The organism is Piscinibacterium candidicorallinum (genome assembly GCF_047549485.1).
GTDB classification, from domain to species: Bacteria; Pseudomonadota; Gammaproteobacteria; order Burkholderiales; family Burkholderiaceae_C; genus Piscinibacterium; species Piscinibacterium candidicorallinum.
In genome coordinates this window covers 3,692,998-3,708,717 of sequence record NZ_CP180191.1, presented here as the reverse complement: position 1 = coordinate 3,708,717, position 15,720 = coordinate 3,692,998, and the positions used below count along the sequence as shown (strand labels likewise).

General features: G+C 65.9%; 15 protein-coding genes. 9 read left to right on the top strand and 6 right to left on the bottom strand.

The window, feature by feature from the left end:
- The first annotated feature begins 19 nt into the window (after positions 1–19).
- Entirely contained in the window at positions 20–478 is a 459-nt protein-coding gene (locus ACMDW7_RS16790; protein WP_377304509.1) for a type IV pilin protein, read from the top strand.
- Between the two features lie 30 nt (positions 479–508).
- Here the strand turns inward: ACMDW7_RS16790 and ACMDW7_RS16785 are convergent, their stop codons facing one another.
- The gene (locus ACMDW7_RS16785; RefSeq protein WP_377304507.1) at positions 509–2,203 is read right to left on the bottom strand and encodes a response regulator; all 1,695 of its coding nucleotides are present in this window, start codon (positions 2,201–2,203) and stop codon (positions 509–511) included.
- 359 nt (positions 2,204–2,562) lie between these two features.
- The gene (locus ACMDW7_RS16780; RefSeq protein ID WP_377305050.1) at positions 2,563–3,612 is read right to left on the bottom strand and encodes an MBL fold metallo-hydrolase; all 1,050 of its coding nucleotides are present in this window, start codon (positions 3,610–3,612) and stop codon (positions 2,563–2,565) included.
- A 97-nt stretch (positions 3,613–3,709) separates the two neighbouring features.
- Between ACMDW7_RS16780 and ACMDW7_RS16775 the strand changes: the two genes are divergently transcribed.
- The 5 genes from ACMDW7_RS16775 to ACMDW7_RS16755 all read left to right on the top strand — a co-directional run bounded on the left by ACMDW7_RS16775 (position 3,710) and on the right by ACMDW7_RS16755 (position 7,139).
- On the top strand, positions 3,710–4,150 hold the full coding sequence (locus ACMDW7_RS16775) for a MerR family transcriptional regulator (RefSeq protein ID WP_377304506.1): 441 nt from the start codon (positions 3,710–3,712) through the stop codon (positions 4,148–4,150).
- Positions 4,151–4,281: 131 nt separating this feature from the next.
- Entirely contained in the window at positions 4,282–4,773 is a 492-nt protein-coding gene (locus ACMDW7_RS16770) for a hypothetical protein (protein ID WP_377304504.1), read from the top strand.
- 200 nt (positions 4,774–4,973) lie between these two features.
- Positions 4,974–5,642 carry a lysophospholipid acyltransferase family protein gene (locus ACMDW7_RS16765; protein WP_377304502.1) on the top strand — a complete coding sequence of 223 codons (669 nt, stop codon included), beginning with the start codon at positions 4,974–4,976 and terminating at the stop codon, positions 5,640–5,642.
- Entirely contained in the window at positions 5,639–6,595 is a 957-nt protein-coding gene (locus ACMDW7_RS16760) for a phosphatidate cytidylyltransferase (protein ID WP_377304500.1), read from the top strand. Before ACMDW7_RS16765 ends, ACMDW7_RS16760 begins: the two co-directional genes overlap by 4 nt.
- Positions 6,596–6,911: 316 nt before the next feature.
- A complete protein-coding gene (locus ACMDW7_RS16755; protein WP_377304499.1) occupies positions 6,912–7,139 on the top strand; it encodes a hypothetical protein in 228 nt (75 codons plus the stop codon).
- Between the two features lie 314 nt (positions 7,140–7,453).
- Here ACMDW7_RS16755 and ACMDW7_RS16750 read toward each other — a convergent pair whose 3' ends face one another.
- The 4 genes from ACMDW7_RS16750 to def form a co-directional block, all read right to left on the bottom strand.
- The gene (locus tag ACMDW7_RS16750) at positions 7,454–8,278 is read right to left on the bottom strand and encodes a LytR/AlgR family response regulator transcription factor (RefSeq protein WP_377304497.1); all 825 of its coding nucleotides are present in this window, start codon (positions 8,276–8,278) and stop codon (positions 7,454–7,456) included.
- A 72-nt stretch (positions 8,279–8,350) separates the two neighbouring features.
- Positions 8,351–9,547, bottom strand: a complete 1,197-nt coding sequence (locus tag ACMDW7_RS16745) for a sensor histidine kinase (protein ID WP_377304495.1) — start codon at positions 9,545–9,547, stop codon at positions 8,351–8,353.
- Between the two features lie 179 nt (positions 9,548–9,726).
- Positions 9,727–11,727: a hypothetical protein gene (locus tag ACMDW7_RS16740; protein WP_377304493.1), complete on the bottom strand. Its 2,001-nt coding sequence runs from the start codon at positions 11,725–11,727 to the stop codon at positions 9,727–9,729.
- Between the two features lie 104 nt (positions 11,728–11,831).
- On the bottom strand, positions 11,832–12,338 hold the full coding sequence (gene def / locus ACMDW7_RS16735) for a peptide deformylase (RefSeq protein ID WP_054124644.1): 507 nt from the start codon (positions 12,336–12,338) through the stop codon (positions 11,832–11,834).
- 315 nt (positions 12,339–12,653) lie between these two features.
- On the opposite strand from def, the gene ACMDW7_RS16730 reads away from it, so the two are divergent.
- The 3 genes from ACMDW7_RS16730 to ACMDW7_RS16720 all read left to right on the top strand — a co-directional run bounded on the left by ACMDW7_RS16730 (position 12,654) and on the right by ACMDW7_RS16720 (position 15,711).
- Complete coding sequence (locus ACMDW7_RS16730; protein ID WP_377304491.1) at positions 12,654–13,787, top strand: LysM peptidoglycan-binding domain-containing protein; 1,134 nt, start codon at positions 12,654–12,656, stop codon at positions 13,785–13,787.
- Between the two features lie 85 nt (positions 13,788–13,872).
- Entirely contained in the window at positions 13,873–14,997 is a 1,125-nt protein-coding gene (gene dprA, locus ACMDW7_RS16725) for a DNA-processing protein DprA (protein ID WP_377304489.1), read from the top strand.
- Between the two features lie 252 nt (positions 14,998–15,249).
- The gene (locus tag ACMDW7_RS16720) at positions 15,250–15,711 is read left to right on the top strand and encodes a DUF494 family protein (protein ID WP_054124647.1); all 462 of its coding nucleotides are present in this window, start codon (positions 15,250–15,252) and stop codon (positions 15,709–15,711) included.
- Positions 15,712–15,720: the final 9 nt, after the last annotated feature.

The following is a 15,720-nucleotide window of genomic DNA, read 5'->3' as shown; positions in this document are numbered from 1 at the left end:
TCCACTGAATGGTTTGAACATGTCCAAGCAGCGCGTGTACCAAGGCTTCACCCTGATCGAACTGGTCATCGTCGTGGCCATCATCGGCATCCTGTCGGCTATCGCCTACCCGCAATACACGGCGTACGTGCTGCGGGCCAATCGTGCGGAAGCCCGCAACGCACTGCTTGAAGCGGCGCAATGGATGGAGCGCAACTACACCCTCACGCAGAGCTATGCAGTCAGCGCTCAGACCGGCAACCCGCCGATCACCAATGCAACGCTGACCGCGATCGGGCTGGACGTCTCGCCCAGAGGGGGGCCGGCCAAGTACAACATCAGCTTCACGGCGAACCCGACTGCCAACGCGTTTGTGCTGCAGGCTGTGCCCGCTGGAACGCAGACCAATGACGTGCTGTGCGGGACGCTGACCCTGAACCAGTCGCAGGTGCGCGGTAAGTCAGGCACCGACACGGTGCAGAACTGCTGGGGCCGCTGACGCGCCTCGGTGTGTCTTGAGAACAGCCTGCTAAGCAGGCTGTTTTTCTTTCTGCACCCCCGCCGCACTCGGTTGAGGCGCAGCCGCCGGCTTGACGGGTGCGGCCTCGCGCAGGGCCAGACCGCCGGCGGCGCGCTTTTCCCGGCGGCCGATCTGGACGCCGGAGATGCAGTAGCGCTCGCGCAGCTTGGCGAGGATCTGGGATTGCACTTCGGCGTCGGGCAGCTTTTCGCGGTGCTTGGTGACGAGCAGCCAGGCGAGGTCGATGAGCTTGGCGTTCAGGCTCTGGTTACCCTGCACGAGCAGGGTCTTGACCGCAGCGGCGACCTGGCCGGCCACGGTCAGTGACATGGCCTGCTCGGCCTGCTTTTCGATGTCGGCGTGGATGCCACGGACCTGCTGCTCGACCTCGGGCACCATGGCTACGGAGCGGCACAGCAGTTCGGTGGCGGTGCGGCTGGCGCAGTAGCGGCGCGCGATGTCACGGATCCAGAGGCTCGCGTCCTCGAGCTGGATTTCGCTGTGCTGCAGACGGGCCAGCACGATCAGCAGGTTTCCGGCGGCCTCGTAGTCGAAGTCTTCGCGGCGGCGTTCCTCGGCCAGCGCACGCACGGTGGCCACCACGTCGGGCACGCGGCGCTCCAGCAGGGCGCGGCAGACTTCGAGGGTCTGGTACAGGCGGCGTACCCGCGCGGATTGCGGCTGCTTCTCCCGGGCTTTTTCAAGGTCCTCATGGCAGCGCACCAGGGCCTTGAGGTCTGCGCTGTCGTAGCGCAGCACGCCAAGCAGGAACAGGCTCTGGTAGTCAAGCAGCTTGGAGCCATTACCCAGCATGCAGGCGCGGTGCAGTGCAGTCGTGGCTTCGGCCGCTTCGCCAACGAAGAAGGCCGTCATGCCTTTCTTCTGCAGGCGCGTGAGGCTGGCCGGCGTGATATCCACCGCCTTGGCGTAGGTGCGGTAGGCACCGTCAAAGTCGCCATGCTCGATCTGTGTGCGCCCGAGAATGTCGTAGGCGTCGGCAAAGCTGGGCTGCGCGGCAATGAGCGACTCCAGCACTCGCTTGCCTTCCACGGCCGCACCGGCCTCGATCTGCGCGCGGGCGACACCCAGCTTGGCCCAGGGCAGGGCCTGGGCGGCGTAGATGGCCTCGAACAGGGCCTTGGCCTCGGTGTGGCGCTGCAGGCGCAGCAGCAGCTCTGCACCGATGCGTGCGGCATACAGCCAGAACTTGCCGCGCTGGCGGAAGCGGTCCAGGCAGAGCTCGGCGGCCGAAGCAAAGTCATTGGCCTCGATGGCCATGAAGATGGAGGACAGCACGCGCTTGCGTTCGCGCGCATGGCGCAGGCGCTCGCCCAGGGTGTCGGCGTTGTGTGGCTTGAGCAGGTAGCTGTCGAGCGCGTTCTCGGCGGCCTCGGCCACCTTGGCATAGCTCGCCTCGGCCGTGACCATCACGAACACGGTGGAGAAGGGCAGCAGCTGGGCACGGCGCAGGTCGTCCAGCAGGTCCTGCCCGGTCATATGGGAACCATGGAAGTGCGACTCGCACAGCACGATGTCGAATACGCGACTTTCCAGCACGCGCCGGGCGTCGTGCACGCGGCTGCTCTGTGCCACCTCGCCCACGCCGAAGTCGCGCAGCATGCTCACAAGCACGGTGCGCGAGGTCGGGTTGGCGTCGATCACCAGGGCCCGGGTGTCGGAGATGTCGGAATCAAGCAGTCGCATGGCAGGGGCAGGCGAACGGGCGCCGCGCAGGCTTGCGGGCGGCTCGTCCTTGTCGGACTGTGTTCGGCATTCGACCGCCGCGGCTTGAGGCGCAACGGATTGCGCCATGCGCCGAACTGGCGCCCCGCTACCCGGCTGTTTCAATCCCTGACCTTCTGGATATTCAATCGAATGTTGAATTGAAGGTCAGAGAAATGATCATTTTCAACGATTGCTTGAATAAGCCAACTTGCCGGGATCCGCATGGAGCATGCGGATCCTAGGGTATTTGGCCGTCAGATTTTCTTGTGCATGTCACGCCGAACCGCTTGAGCGCGCGCCCGGCGCACTCGCGCATCAGGCCTGCACGCTGCACCGTCTCAGCGGGCCGAGAAGCGCAGCACGCCGTCTGTGTCCTTGCTGCGCTGCAGCTCGCCGCGGTGCCAGAGCCAGTGCAGGTGCGCCAGCGCCTCGCCCATGGCAAAGGTGGTCTGGTGCAGGTCCAGCTTGCGGCGGAACAAGAGCCCGAGCAGGTCCGCCGCGCTTTGCGGCGCGGCCGCGCAGGCTTCGCGCACCTCGGCCAGGCGGGCGTCGTGGTGCTCGCGCAGCTGGCGGATGCGGGTGTGCAGGCCGGTGAAGGGCTTGCCATGGCTGGGCAGCACGAGCGTGTCGGCCGGCAGGGCCTCGTAGCGGGCGAGCGACTTGAGAAACAGCCCGAGCGGATCGGCCTCGGGCTCCATGTCCCACACGCTCACGTTGGTGGAGATGCGCGGCAGCACCATGTCGCCGCTGATCAACACGCCCAACGCTTCGCACCATAGCGCCATGTGCTCGGGCGCATGGCCCCAGCCGGCGATCGTGCGCCAGGTGCGGTGGCCGATCGTGATCGGCTGGTCGTCCATCAGGCGCTTGAAGCTCGGCGGCACCGCGGGCACCATGTTCGCGAAGTGATCGCCCCGGTGACGGATGCGCTCGATGTCGGCCGCATCCATCAGTCCGTGCAGACGGAAGTGGCGCGCCGCCGCATCGCCGCCCGAGCCGCTGGGCGCGGCAATCAACCCGCGCGCCATGGCGTAGTCGGTCATGCTGCAGTGAAAGGGGCAGCCCCAGCGCTCCACCAGCCACGCGGCGTTGCCGATGTGGTCTGGGTGCATGTGGGTGGCGATCACCCGGCGCACGGGCGCTTGGAGGCTCGCGAAGATCGCCTCCCAGTAGCCGCGCGTCGTCGCATCGGCAATGCCGCAGTCCACGATCGCGTGGCCCGGCCCCTCGCTGCCTGTGTCATCCAGCAACCAGAGATTGATGTGGTCCAGCGCAAAGGGCAGGGGCATGCGCAGCCACTGCACCCCGGGCGCCACGGTCATCAGCTCACCGGGCGCGGGCAGGGTGTCGGCAAAGGGGTAGTGCAGTTCGGCTTCGAGGAGGTTCATGCGGCTGGGCGTGAAGGGCGAGACCGCAGCATCGATGGATACACCCATCCAGCCCGCGCATTGCCCCGCAATTGACGTTTACGTAAAGTGTAGGGATATGTCAGCCGCCGCGACCACGTCCTCGACCTACACCATCTCCGAACTGTCCCGCGAGTTCGAGGTGACCGCCCGCGCCATCCGCTTCTATGAAGACCACGGCCTGCTCGCCCCGGCGCGCGAAGGCCCGGGCGGCCGGCACCGCGTCTATACCCAGCGCGACCGCACGCGACTGAAGCTGACCTTGCGCGGCAAGCGCCTCGGGCTCACGCTGTCCGAGATCAAGGCTCTGGTTGACATGTACGACGGCCCGGGCGATACCGTGCCGCAGTTGCGCAAGTTTCTCGACGTGCTGCAGGCCCACCGCGAAAAGCTCCAGCAGCAGCGCGAAGACATCGAGGCCACGTTGGCCGAGATCAACACCCACGAGCAGCAGTGCCGCAGCCTGCTGTCCGACCTGCTCACCGAGCGCGCAGGCACAGGCAGCAAGCGCGCCGCCTGAGCGCCCTCTTGCAACAGCCACACCCGCTGACGCCGCTCCAGGATTGATCGCCGCTCCGCCTGGGCCGACACTTCCTTGCCCGACACACCAAGCGCATCACCACGGCACCGCCCCCTGGGAGAACACTGCTCATGAACCCTGCCTCCAGCAACACCGGCTTCGGTCTGCCGCCCGGCGTCACGGCCACGCAGCTGGCCAATGACGAGCGTCTGGTCTGGGGCGCCTATGCGGCGCACATGATCGGTTACCTGATGCTCTGGACGGCCCTGATCGGCCTGATCATCAACTACGTGCGCCGCAAGGACTGCGTGGACCCCAAGCACGCCACCCACCATTCGCGCATGTTGCGTACCTTCTGGTGGACCCTCGGGCTGTCCCTGCTGGCGTTGGGCATCATGATCGCCGGCGGTCTGGGCGTGGCCTTCAACCTGCTCGGGCCGGATCTCGCGCAGTGGGAGCGCTCGGTCGAGGCCATTGAAAAAGGCACCGCGCGCCTGAACATTGCCTGGGGCTGGGTCGTGCTGGCCGCGCTGGGCGCCTTGCTGGCCGTGGCCACCTGGATCGGCGGGCTGATCAGCCACGCCATCGGCATGGTGCGTCTGGCCGACGACAAGCCGGCTTGAGTGCGACCCCTGGCGGGCCAGGTAGCGTGATGCCCAAAGAGCAACGTCTTCGGCGATCACCGGGTTTTCCTCCGCAGCGCAGCATCTTCCGCCCAGCAAACACCGCATAATCGCGCGCCGCCCGAGATCCGGGCGAGCGCAGTACCCGCCGCACGACGTGCCAGCCTCATCGGCACCGCGTGCGCGCCAATCCGCAGTCCATGCTCATCACGCTTTTCTTTGTCTGGCTCGTACGCTTCCTGGTGGGGGCCTATCCGCGCTGGATCGGCACCACGCCCTCCGCGGCGCAGCGCATCTACTTCGCCAACCACACCAGCCACGTCGACACGCTCGTGGTCTGGTCCGCGATCCCCGAGGACATCCGCCCGCGCGTGCGCCCGCTGGCCGCCAAGGATTACTGGGACAAGTCGGCCATCCGACGGCATATCGTCAACAAGGGTCTGAACGCGGTGCTGATCGACCGCCTGCGGGAAACCGACGCCGACCCGCTGGACGCCCCGCGCGAGGCGCTCAAGCACGGCGACTCGCTGATCATGTTCCCTGAAGGTACGCGCCGCAGCGAGCCGCTGCCCGGCCCCTTCAAGCGCGGCATCGCAAGGATCGCGGCCGAATTCCCGGACGTCGAACTGGTGCCGGTCTACATCGAGAACCTGAACCGCATCATGCCCAAGGGCACCTTCTTCCCCGTGCCCCTGGCCTGCAATGTGCGCTTCGGCGCGCCGATCAAGCGCGGCCCCGAGGAAAGCGAGGACGACTTCCTCGCCCGCGCCCGCCAGGCCATCGTCGATCTGGCCGAGGACCATGAAGCCAAGCCCATCGCCATGAAGAATGGCACCCGCACCCAGCCGGTGGATGTGGTGCGTTCATGATCGAAGATCTGCGTTTCTGGGTTGTGGTGGCCACGCTGCTGGCCCTGCTGGGTGCCGCGGCCCTGCTCAAGCCGCTGATGGACGGCTGGATCAAGCGGCCGCTGTCGCGCGCGGTGCTGTCCTTTGCGCAGGACCGCGAGCGCAATGGCTGGCTGTTCCTGTTCTGCTTCTGGTCGGCCGTGGTGCTGGACCCGGCGGTGGCCTTCTTCATGTTTGCACTGACGAGCTTTCTGGGCCTGCGGGAGTTCCTCACCCGCACGCCGGCCAATGCGGCGGACTACCGCGCGCTGTTTGTGGCCTTCTTCATCCTGATTCCGGCGCAGTATGTGTTTGTGGGCAACGGCTGGTACGGGCTGTTCTCGGTGTTCATCCCGGTGTACGCCTTCTTCGTGCTGCCGGCGCTCTCTGCCCTGGCGGGCGATGCCAAGGAGTTCTTTGCCCGCGCGGCCAAGCTGCAGCTGGGCGTGATGCTCTGCGTGTACTGCCTGAGCCACATTCCGGCCACACTGAGCCTGACGATCCGCGGCTGGAGCGGCGGGGACAACCATGCGGCCTACCTCATGCTGTTCTGCGTGATGGTCACTCAGGTCGGCGACATCGTGCAGTACTGGGTCAGCCGTCAATATGGCCGCCGGCGCCTGGCGCGCAGCATTACGCGCGACCTGACCTGGGAAGGCGTGGCCGCCGGCATCGGCGCCGCCATGCTCGTGGGCCTGTCGATGTACTGGTACGTGCCCTTCAACCTCATCACCACCCTGGGCGTGGCCGCGGCCACCGCTGCCATGGGCTTTGTGGCGCAGCTGGTGCTGCAGACGCTCAAGCGCTCCACCGGCATCCGCGACTGGGGCGAGATCTCCACCGGCCGCTCCAGCGTGCTGGATCGGCTCGGTTCGCTCGTGTTCGCGGCGCCGGTGTTCTATCACCTCACGCGCGCCTTCACACCGGTGCTGTGAGCGGCGCCCCGCCGGCGAGGGGCGATGTGCCCGCTCACGGTCTGTCACATTTCTGCGGTGCGAAGTGGGGTCGCAATGGGCTGGAGAGCGGCTTATGGTGGGTGTTTGCATATCGACATCCAGCAGTGGCGCGTCTTTTCAGGCCAAACCGGCTGAAAACCCGCACCAGACAAGCGGAAAGCCGTTTCGATGAGGCGCCTGCCAATGTGAAAATTTCGCGGGCAACCTGTCAACCCAATGTCCGCCCGCTCGTTTTATGAGTTCCGCGTTGGATCCGACGCGGGTGTTAATCAACTCACTTTCCATGGAAATCAAAATGAAACTGATCGCCGCTCTGGTTGCTTCCCTGTTCGCCGCCGCTGCTTTCGCCCAGGCACCCGCCGCTGCTCCGGCCAAGAAGGACGAGAAGCCCGCCGCTGCCGCTCCGGCCAAGGCCGAAGCCAAGAAGGACGAGAAGGCTGCCCCGGCCGCCGCCAAGAAGGACGAGAAGGCTGCTGCTCCGGCCGCCAAGAAGGAAGAGAAGAAGGCCGACGCCAAGAAGTAATTCTTCTTGGAGGCCTGAGGGTTCCCGAGGCCTCGGCCTCAGAACCTCGCCTTCTTGAGGTGCCCGGTGCGTCTGGGGATGCGCCGGACACCTCAAAACAAAACGCCGCAAGTGATTGCGGCGTTTTGCTTTTGAGCGCTCGGCAGGCGTCTGCTCGCGCAGCACCTGAACACCTTGCGGCGTGAGATGCATCGATGCGACGGCGATGCCAAAACAGGCCGGGATCCGCTCCCCATATGCGGAAAGTGGCTGATCATCATATTCAATCGAAAATTGAAAATGAGCATCAATTAAGCTTGCTTTTCAATTGAACGTTACATCTGCTTGAACAGGTGCACATAGGCACGGGACACCGGCAGCTCCGGCGTGCGGGCGCTTGAGCCAGAGCCGATCGGCTTCATGCGCACGAACAGGCGGCTGGCTTCGTCGCGCCGGGTGCCGGCCACATGCGCCATGTTCACCAGCGTGCCGCGGTGGATCTGCCAGTAGATCTCCGGGTCCAGCTCGGCGGCCAGTTCACTGAGCGCCGTACGGATGAGGTGTTCGCCGCCCACGGTGGTGTGGACCACGGTGTATTTGTCGTCACTCTCGAAATAGGCCACATCGCCCACGGCGATCTGGTGGGTCAGGTCGCCGCGGCTGGCACGCACCCAGCGCAGAAACTTGCGCTGCTCACCACCTGAAGGCGGGGCCGCGCCGCCCACGGCCGCCGGCAGCACGCGCGTGAGCTGGTTGAGCAGGGCGGACAGGTCCGGTGCCGCGGCGCCTTCACTCAGGCGGCGCTTGAGCTTGTCGATGGTGCGGGCCAGGCGCTCGTCCGTGACGGGCTTGAGCAGGTAGTCGGCGGCGTCGCGATCAAAGGCCTCAATGGCGTACTGGTCGTAGGCGGTGACGAACACCACCTGCGTGTCGGTCTCGATGCCCTGGGCCACCTCCAGGCCGGTGGCGCCGGGCATCTTGATGTCCAGAAAGGCCACGGTCGGCGCGTGCTCGGCAATGCCCTTGATCGCTTCCACGCCGTTGCGCGCGGTGGCCACGACGCTCAGCTCCGGCCAGAGTGCGGCGAGCTTGTCCTGCAGGTACTTCACCAGATGCGGTTCGTCGTCGGCGATCAGGGCGGTCGGTGCGGTCGGTGGCATGCGGGCGGTGGCGTAGGTTGCTCTGGAGCGTGCGGAACGCTGCGTTCAGGCGACGTTCAAGTGGTTGCGCAATCAGGCCGCGTGCTGCAGCGGCAGGGCGTCCTGCGCCCGAGCTGTCAGCGGCCTACTGATCGTGGCGACGCAGCCGCGGCCGGTGGAAGCGTTGCCCACCGCCAGTCGCAACTGTGCTGCCGGACCATACAGCGCCGCGAGCCGTTCGCGGATGTTCGCCAGCGCCACCCCCGTTCCAGCCGAACGGCGCGGCGTGTCCGTGGGGTTGTCGGACTGAGGCGGCAGGCCTTCGCCATCGTCGGCTACCTCGATGCACAGCTCGGTGGCGGTCGTCCAGGCGCGGATCGTCACCGTGCCACCATCAATCGCCGGCTCCAGCCCGTGATTGATGGCGTTCTCCACCAAGGGCTGCAGCAGCATCGGCGCCAGCGTCTCCTGGCGCAGGGCCTCGGGCACGTCGATCGCAAAGCGCAGGCGCCCCTCCATGCGAATGGCCAGCAGCTGCAGGTAGGCTTGGGCAATCGCCAGCTCATCGGCCAGCGTGCCTTCGGTGCGGCGGCTCGTGAGCAGGCTGGCGCGCAGGTACTCGATGAAGCGCTCGAGCATCTGCTTGCTCTTGGCCGGTTCGTAGTCGATCAGGCTGACCACATTGGCCAGGGTGTTGAACAGAAAGTGCGGCTCGATCTGTGCCTGCAGCATCGCCAACTGGGCTTGCGCTGCCTGACGCTCGGCGGCCTCGACACGGGCCTGATCGGCTGCCTGCTGCGCCTCGGCACGTGCAGCACGCACCCGCACTGCAAAAAACTGGTACCAGAAGGCCGACAGCAGCAGAGAAAACGCCAGCACCCCAAAGAACAGCCGCGGGTTGTTCGCAATCACGCGCAGCAAATTGCCGCCCAGCAGCGCCACCGCGATCGAATAGCCGATGAACACGCCCGTGATCGGAATACTGGAGAAGTACACCGCCCGCAGGGGCATGGACCACTCGGCCTTCGGTCGGTTGCCCATCAAACGCTCGCCCAGGCGGAACATCAGGTGGATCGTGTAGCCGATGCACTGCGCAAACAGGAAGGTCTCCGGGAAGATCTGCGCAAAGCCGGCACGCTGCTGAAAGGTCCAGATCACCACGCTCAGAAACAGCGCAATGAAGGTGTTGAACACCCCGGTGAAGGCCAGGTGGAGCCACCAGGGGCCGATCCGATCCGCCCCCGAAGACCACTGTGTGCGCCATGCAGCAAAGAGTTCGCGTGTGTTCATGGGCCGCACCTTAGCCGCAGGCCGTGCGGCGTGCAGGTACCGCGTGCCGGCCGGCAAGCCCGCGGCGCGAGCGGCAAGTTTGCGGCGCGACTTGCAAGCGGCAGTACGCCGCGCGGTTCGCGCAGCAATGAAAACGGCGCCCCGCGGGGCGCCGTTTGTGCGCTGCGCCACTGCGCCGTTCAGCGCAGTCCGCCCTGGATCTGCCGCAGATCCGGCGGGATCCAGTGGCCGTGGCCGTAGTTGCGGTTGTTCAGCATCCACTCGAATTCCACCCGGTCACGTTCGATGAAGTCCTCCAGCTGCGTGAGCTTGAAGCTGCCGCCTGGCACCGTGGGCAGCACGGTGTTGGCGGTCCAGCTCTCGCCGGCGCGCATCTGGATCGGCGCGGGCAGGGTGTTGGCTGCACCGGCCGGCAGCCACGGTGCAATCTCGCCGATGGCCTGCTGCACGCGCGGCTTGATGTTGGCAGCGCCCGCCCGGCCACGTTGACCCCAGGCCACGATCAGGTCATTGCCGCTGTTGATGACCGCCGGCTTGTTGGTAAAGCCCACGTCGCGCAACACGCCGTAGCGGTAGCTCATGAAGAACTCGGCCACCAGCATGGCGATGTCCTCGCGCGAGGTCTGCGGCGTGGACCCTGGAGGGATCGCGTAGTTGTATTCGTCGGTGGCGCGATCGTTGGCAAAGAAGGTGCCACCCACCTGCAACGGCGTGTAGGCGTTCTGCAGGTCGGTCGTGGTGCCGGGGCTGAAGAACTTGGACCGCGCCAGGCCGAACATCTCCTGCGAGGCCAGCGGGAAGCTCGCGGCCAGGCGGTCACTGGGCAGGCTCGCAGGGATGGCCTGGAACACCGGCACACCGCGGTTCACGGTGAGGTGCACCGCCGGCGGCATGAAGTCGTTGGCATGGGTCAGCTCGTGATACAGCAGTTCGCCCAAGCGGTAGCGCAGCTGCTCGATGGGTCGCGCGCCGCGGGAGTTCAGCGGCACCGAGAAGGGCACCTGCTGATTGTTCAGGGTGTAGCGCCACAGGCCGAGGTACTGCAGATTGGGCGCCAGGGCGCTGCGCGGATCGGGCACTTCGCTCACGGTGTCGCGCTGCGCGGCGTCCAGCCACACGGTGTTGGCATCCAGATAGATCGCGCCCGTGGCGCTCCAGTAGAAGGAGGGCCGAACGCGTCCGCCGATCACGATGGCGGTCGTGGCCTTGAGCATCTGTCGGAAGTCGCCCGCGGTGTCCTGCTCGCGCAGGAAGCGCTCGAAGACCTCGCCCATCCAGTCGTTCGAGACCAGCACCCGGTTCATCACCTGGTCCACGGTGGGCTGCGCGCCATTGGTTTCCTGGCCCAGCAGGGGCAGGGTGTTCATGGTGCACAGATTGGTGGTACCACCGTTGAAGAACAGCGCCGGGCTGTAGACACAGTTGGACAGCTGGGTGGCCCAGGGGCTGGTGGCGCGATACGGGTACACGCGCGACGCCGGGTTGCTCGAACCGAAGAGCTGACCGGCAGGCGGCGTGGGCAGAGCCTGTACCAGCAGGGTCTGGGTGTCGCTGTCGGTTGCGCCGGTCGTGAGGGTCACGGTGGCGCGGAAGGTGAGGCGAGTGTCTTGACCCACGCTCGGTGCGGCGAAGATGATGCGCTGCGGATCTTCGGTGTTCAGCGTCACCGCGGGGCCTTCGGTCTGCTCCCAACGCACCGAGGACACACTGACGCCCGCCGGAATCCACATCCGGAAGCTGGTGCTGCCGCCGGAAAAAACCGAGGGTTCGCCACGAACCGTCACGGCAGACGGGCTGGCGGGTGCGGCGGCCGTGATCGATACAGGCACGGTCTGCTGTACACCGGCCGGGTCGCGGAAGCTCACCTGGAAGCCGTAGGTGCCGGCCGCTGCGGCATCAAAGCTGATCGCCTGGCTTTTGGCCGACAGCAGGGAAACGGCCGGGCCACTGGTTTGTGCCCAGACGGGGCTGCTGATCGCCCCGGCGCAGCCCGCCACCATCGCTGTGGCGGTCTTGCCGACATCGACACTGGTGTCTGCGCTGACGACAAAGGCGGCGCCGGAGGCACAGATACCCGTGGGCGACGGACCGGGGGCGGGTGGTGTGCTGCCGGCTCCGCCACCGCCGCCGCAAGCGGCCAGTGCCAGGCTGAGGGACAGGGTCAGTACTGCTGCGCGCATGGGGCCTCTCCGAGAAACCCGCAAACGCTATACCCGACAGGCGGGCGCTTCAAGGCAGCGCTGCAGAAGTGTCAACAGGCCGCCACGAATACGGCAGCCACGGCTCAGAGTGCGCGCTCGGCGCGCTTGCGCAGCTTTGTCTTGATGCGACCCTGCTTCAGCGTCGAGAGGTATTCAACGAACACCTTGCCAGCGAGATGGTCCATCTCATGCTGCACGCACACTGCTAGCAGGCCGTCCGCATCGAATTCGAAGAACTTGCCGGTCACGTCCTGCGCACGCACTCGCACCTGCGCCGGGCGTTCGACATCGTCGTAGATCTCCGGCACGGACAGGCAGCCTTCCTCGTACTTCCTGCGCTCGGGACTCGCCCAGATGATCTCCGGGTTCACCAGGGTCATCAGACCCTTCTTGTCCTCGGAGACGTCGATGACGATCAGACGCTCATGGACATCGACCTGCGTGGCCGCGAGGCCCACCCCGGGGGCGTCGTACATGGTTTCGGCCATGTCCTCGGCGAGCTTCTTCAGGCGCGCGTCAAATTGCGTGACAGGCTTGGCCACGGTCTTGAGCCGGGGATCGGGCCAATGCAGGATGGGCAGCAGAGCCATGATGTAAGCAATGGATTCAGAAGGATCGCGCCCCGACGCGGTATATGGTCAGTTCAGCGCAGGCTGAACAGGGACCGAGCCGCGCGGGACGCCGAAAAAACCACGCCCAAGGGGTGACGGAGTGGCAATTTCGTTGCGAGATCAGATGTTTATCTGCAAAATTTAAAGCAAAACTTGATCTTGGGTGCGCGCAAGAACATGCCCGACGCGGGGTTATTGGCCAGTTCCGGCCGCCCGACGGTCGGTCGCCGCCCGACCCAAGGCGCACTGAGGCGCTCATCGAGTACTACGCCTTGCGTCTGCAAGGGGGGAAGAATGCATAAACGATTGTCGGTCATCTGCGCCGCCCTGGCGCTGGCAGGTTTCAGCGGTGCAGCCAGTGCTGTGAACTTCCCGATCACCGAGCAGCAGCGCTCCACGGCCAACCAGGTCGCGCAGGCGGGCGTGCCCATCTCGGATCTCGCGCCCAACGCCCCGGATCAATACACCGTCAAGCGCGGTGACACCCTCTGGGGCATCTCCGGCGTCTTCCTGAAGAGCCCCTGGAAGTGGCCCGAGCTCTGGGGCATGAACAAGGAGCAGATCCGCAACCCGCACCTGATCTTTCCGGGGCAGGTGCTCTATCTGATCAAGAAGGATGGGCGCGCCACGCTGTCCATGACCGCGCCGGACGGCACCGAGCGTCTGTCGCCGCGCGTGCGTGCCGAGGGCCTGGACAAGGCCATCACCACGATCCCGGCCAGCGTGATCGAGCCCTTCCTGTCGCAGCCGCTGATCGTCGAGCGTGACCGTCTGGACAGCGCGCCGCGCATCCTGGCGGGCCGCGAAACCGGCCGCGTGTTCTTTGCCGCTGGCGATACCGCCTACGTACGTGGCATCAAGGACGAATCCATCTCCCGCTACCAGGTATTCCGCCCTGCGCGCCCCTTGAAGGATCCACAGACTGGCGAGCTCCTGGCCTATGAAGCCTATTACCTCGGCGACGCCGATGTGGTGCGCAGCGGCGATCCCGCCACGATCAAGATCGCAAAGGTCAAGGAAGAGTTCGGCATCGATGATCGCCTGCTTCCCTTTGCCGCCTCGCCTTCGGTGAACTTTGCGCCTCGCGCTCCCGAGCGTGACGTCAACGCCCGGGTGGCGAGCGTCTACAGCCGCGAGGCCATCACCGCGGGCAGCCTGATGGTCGTGGCTATCAACAAGGGCCGCGATGCCGGTCTTGAGCCTGGCCATACCCTGCAGGTCTGGGAGTCCGGCGACACCGTGGCGGATCGCACCCAGCGAGCCGAAGGTTTTGCCGGCAAGTATCTAGGCCGTCCGCAGGCCGTGAAGCTGCCGGACGAGCGCATCGGCGTGGGCATGGTGTTCCGCGTGTTTGACCGCGTGTCCTACGTGCTCATCATGAGCAGCGACCGGCCGATCCGCGTCGGCGACCAGTTGCGCACGCCCTGAGGCGATTGAAGTAAACCGGTGCATCGGCTGCCTGCGGGCGGCCGATGTGCTTTGTGGACTGCGCATTTCCTGAGAGACGAGCGAAATGGATATTGATGGCATGGGCGAGCGCGAACGTGAGCTGACTGCCTGGCTCCGTCTGACCCTGACGCGCGGCGTCGGCCCCGCAACCTGTCGCGATCTGCTGGCCGCCTTCGGCTTGCCGGAGCGGATCCTCGCGCAAAGCCTCGGGAGTCTCGCACGGGTCTGCGGGCAGACCACCGCGCAGGCCTTGCTTGCCGAGGATGCCGAGCGCGAGGAGACCGTGGCGCGCAGCCTGGCCTGGGCGCAAGACGCCAGTCACCACGTGCTCACCCTGGCGGATGCCGACTACCCGCAGCAGCTGCTGCAGGCACCAGACCCCCCTCCGCTGCTGTTTGCGATCGGCCAGCTGGCCACGCTCAAGCGCCCGGCAGTCGCCATGGTGGGCAGCCGCAATGCCACTGCGCAGGGTCAGGCCAACGCCGAGCAGTTCGCCCACGCGCTGTCGCAGCGGGGGGTGTGTGTGGTTTCCGGGCTGGCGCTGGGCATTGATGCAGCGGCGCACCTCGGCGCGCTGGCGGGCGAGGGATCCACGATTGCTGTCGTGGGTACCGGGCTGGACATCGTCTATCCGGCGCGTAACCGCGATCTGGCGCACCGCATCGCCCAGCACGGGCTGATTGTCTCGGAGTTTGCGCTCGGGACTCGGGCGCTGGCTGCGAACTTCCCGCGCCGCAACCGCATCATCGCGGGTCTGGCGCAGGGCACCCTGGTGGTTGAGGCGGCGCTGCAAAGCGGCTCGCTCATCACGGCGCGTCTGGCCGGCGATCTCGGTCGCGAAGTGCTGGCCATTCCCGGATCAATCCACTCGCCGCAGTCACGCGGCTGCCATGCTCTGATCAAGCAGGGCGCAAAGCTCGTCGAGAGCGCATCCGATGTACTGGAGGAGCTGCGCCTGGAAGCCCCTCGTGACCAGGCATTCACAGCCCCAGAGCGTGGCGACGACAAGCCGGAGGCAGAGTCTCCTTCGCCGGTGCTCAGTGCGCTTGCCGGCGACCCGGTCAGTCTGGACACCCTCGCGCAGCGCACAGGGCTGGACGCATCGGCGTTGATGACGCAGCTCACGGCGCTGGAGCTTGAAGGCCGGGTGGCGCGCTTGCCCGGTGGCCGGTGGCAGGCGCTGGCCTGAGAAGCATGGGGACGTGCAGCGAAACAACACTTTCTGCGCCAAAGCGGCGTAATCGCGGCGGCGCTGCCGCTAGCGTGTCTTGCGATCGTCACACACTTGGATTAGTGTCCGGGTAAATCCATTTCCCAGACCACAGCTCGCAGCGCACACGGCGGGCGTCTGAGAAATGGGTTTGCTCTGCAATCCCACTCCCCGGGTGGCGCGATCAATCCGCCACCGCGATGTCTTCAGCGGCTTTCGAGGAGGGTGTGCATGTACGACGTTCTGGTCTATCTCTTCCAGCACTACAGCACCCCGCAACTGTTTCCCGAAACCGACGATCTCCACGACACACTCACTGAAGCCGGCTTCGACGAAGACGACGTCGAACAGGCGCTCGACTGGCTGGTAGGTCTGGCGTCCGCGACGCAGAACATCCAGCTGATCGCGCATGCCTCCGAGGGCTCGACGCGCATCTATGCCGAAGTCGAACGCCGCCAGCTGGGCGATGAGGCGATCGCTTTCATCCAGCATCTCGAAAACAACGACGCGCTGTATGCACCGCATCGCGAGCTCATCATCGAGCGCGCGCTCGCCGTCGCAGAGTCGCCGATCCCGCTGTCCAAGCTGCGCATCATCACGCTGATGGTGCTCTGGAGCCAGGAAGTCGAGTTCGATGCGCTCGTGTTCGACGAGCTCATGAGCGACGACGACTCGCCGCGCCTGCCGAACTAGCTGCAGGTG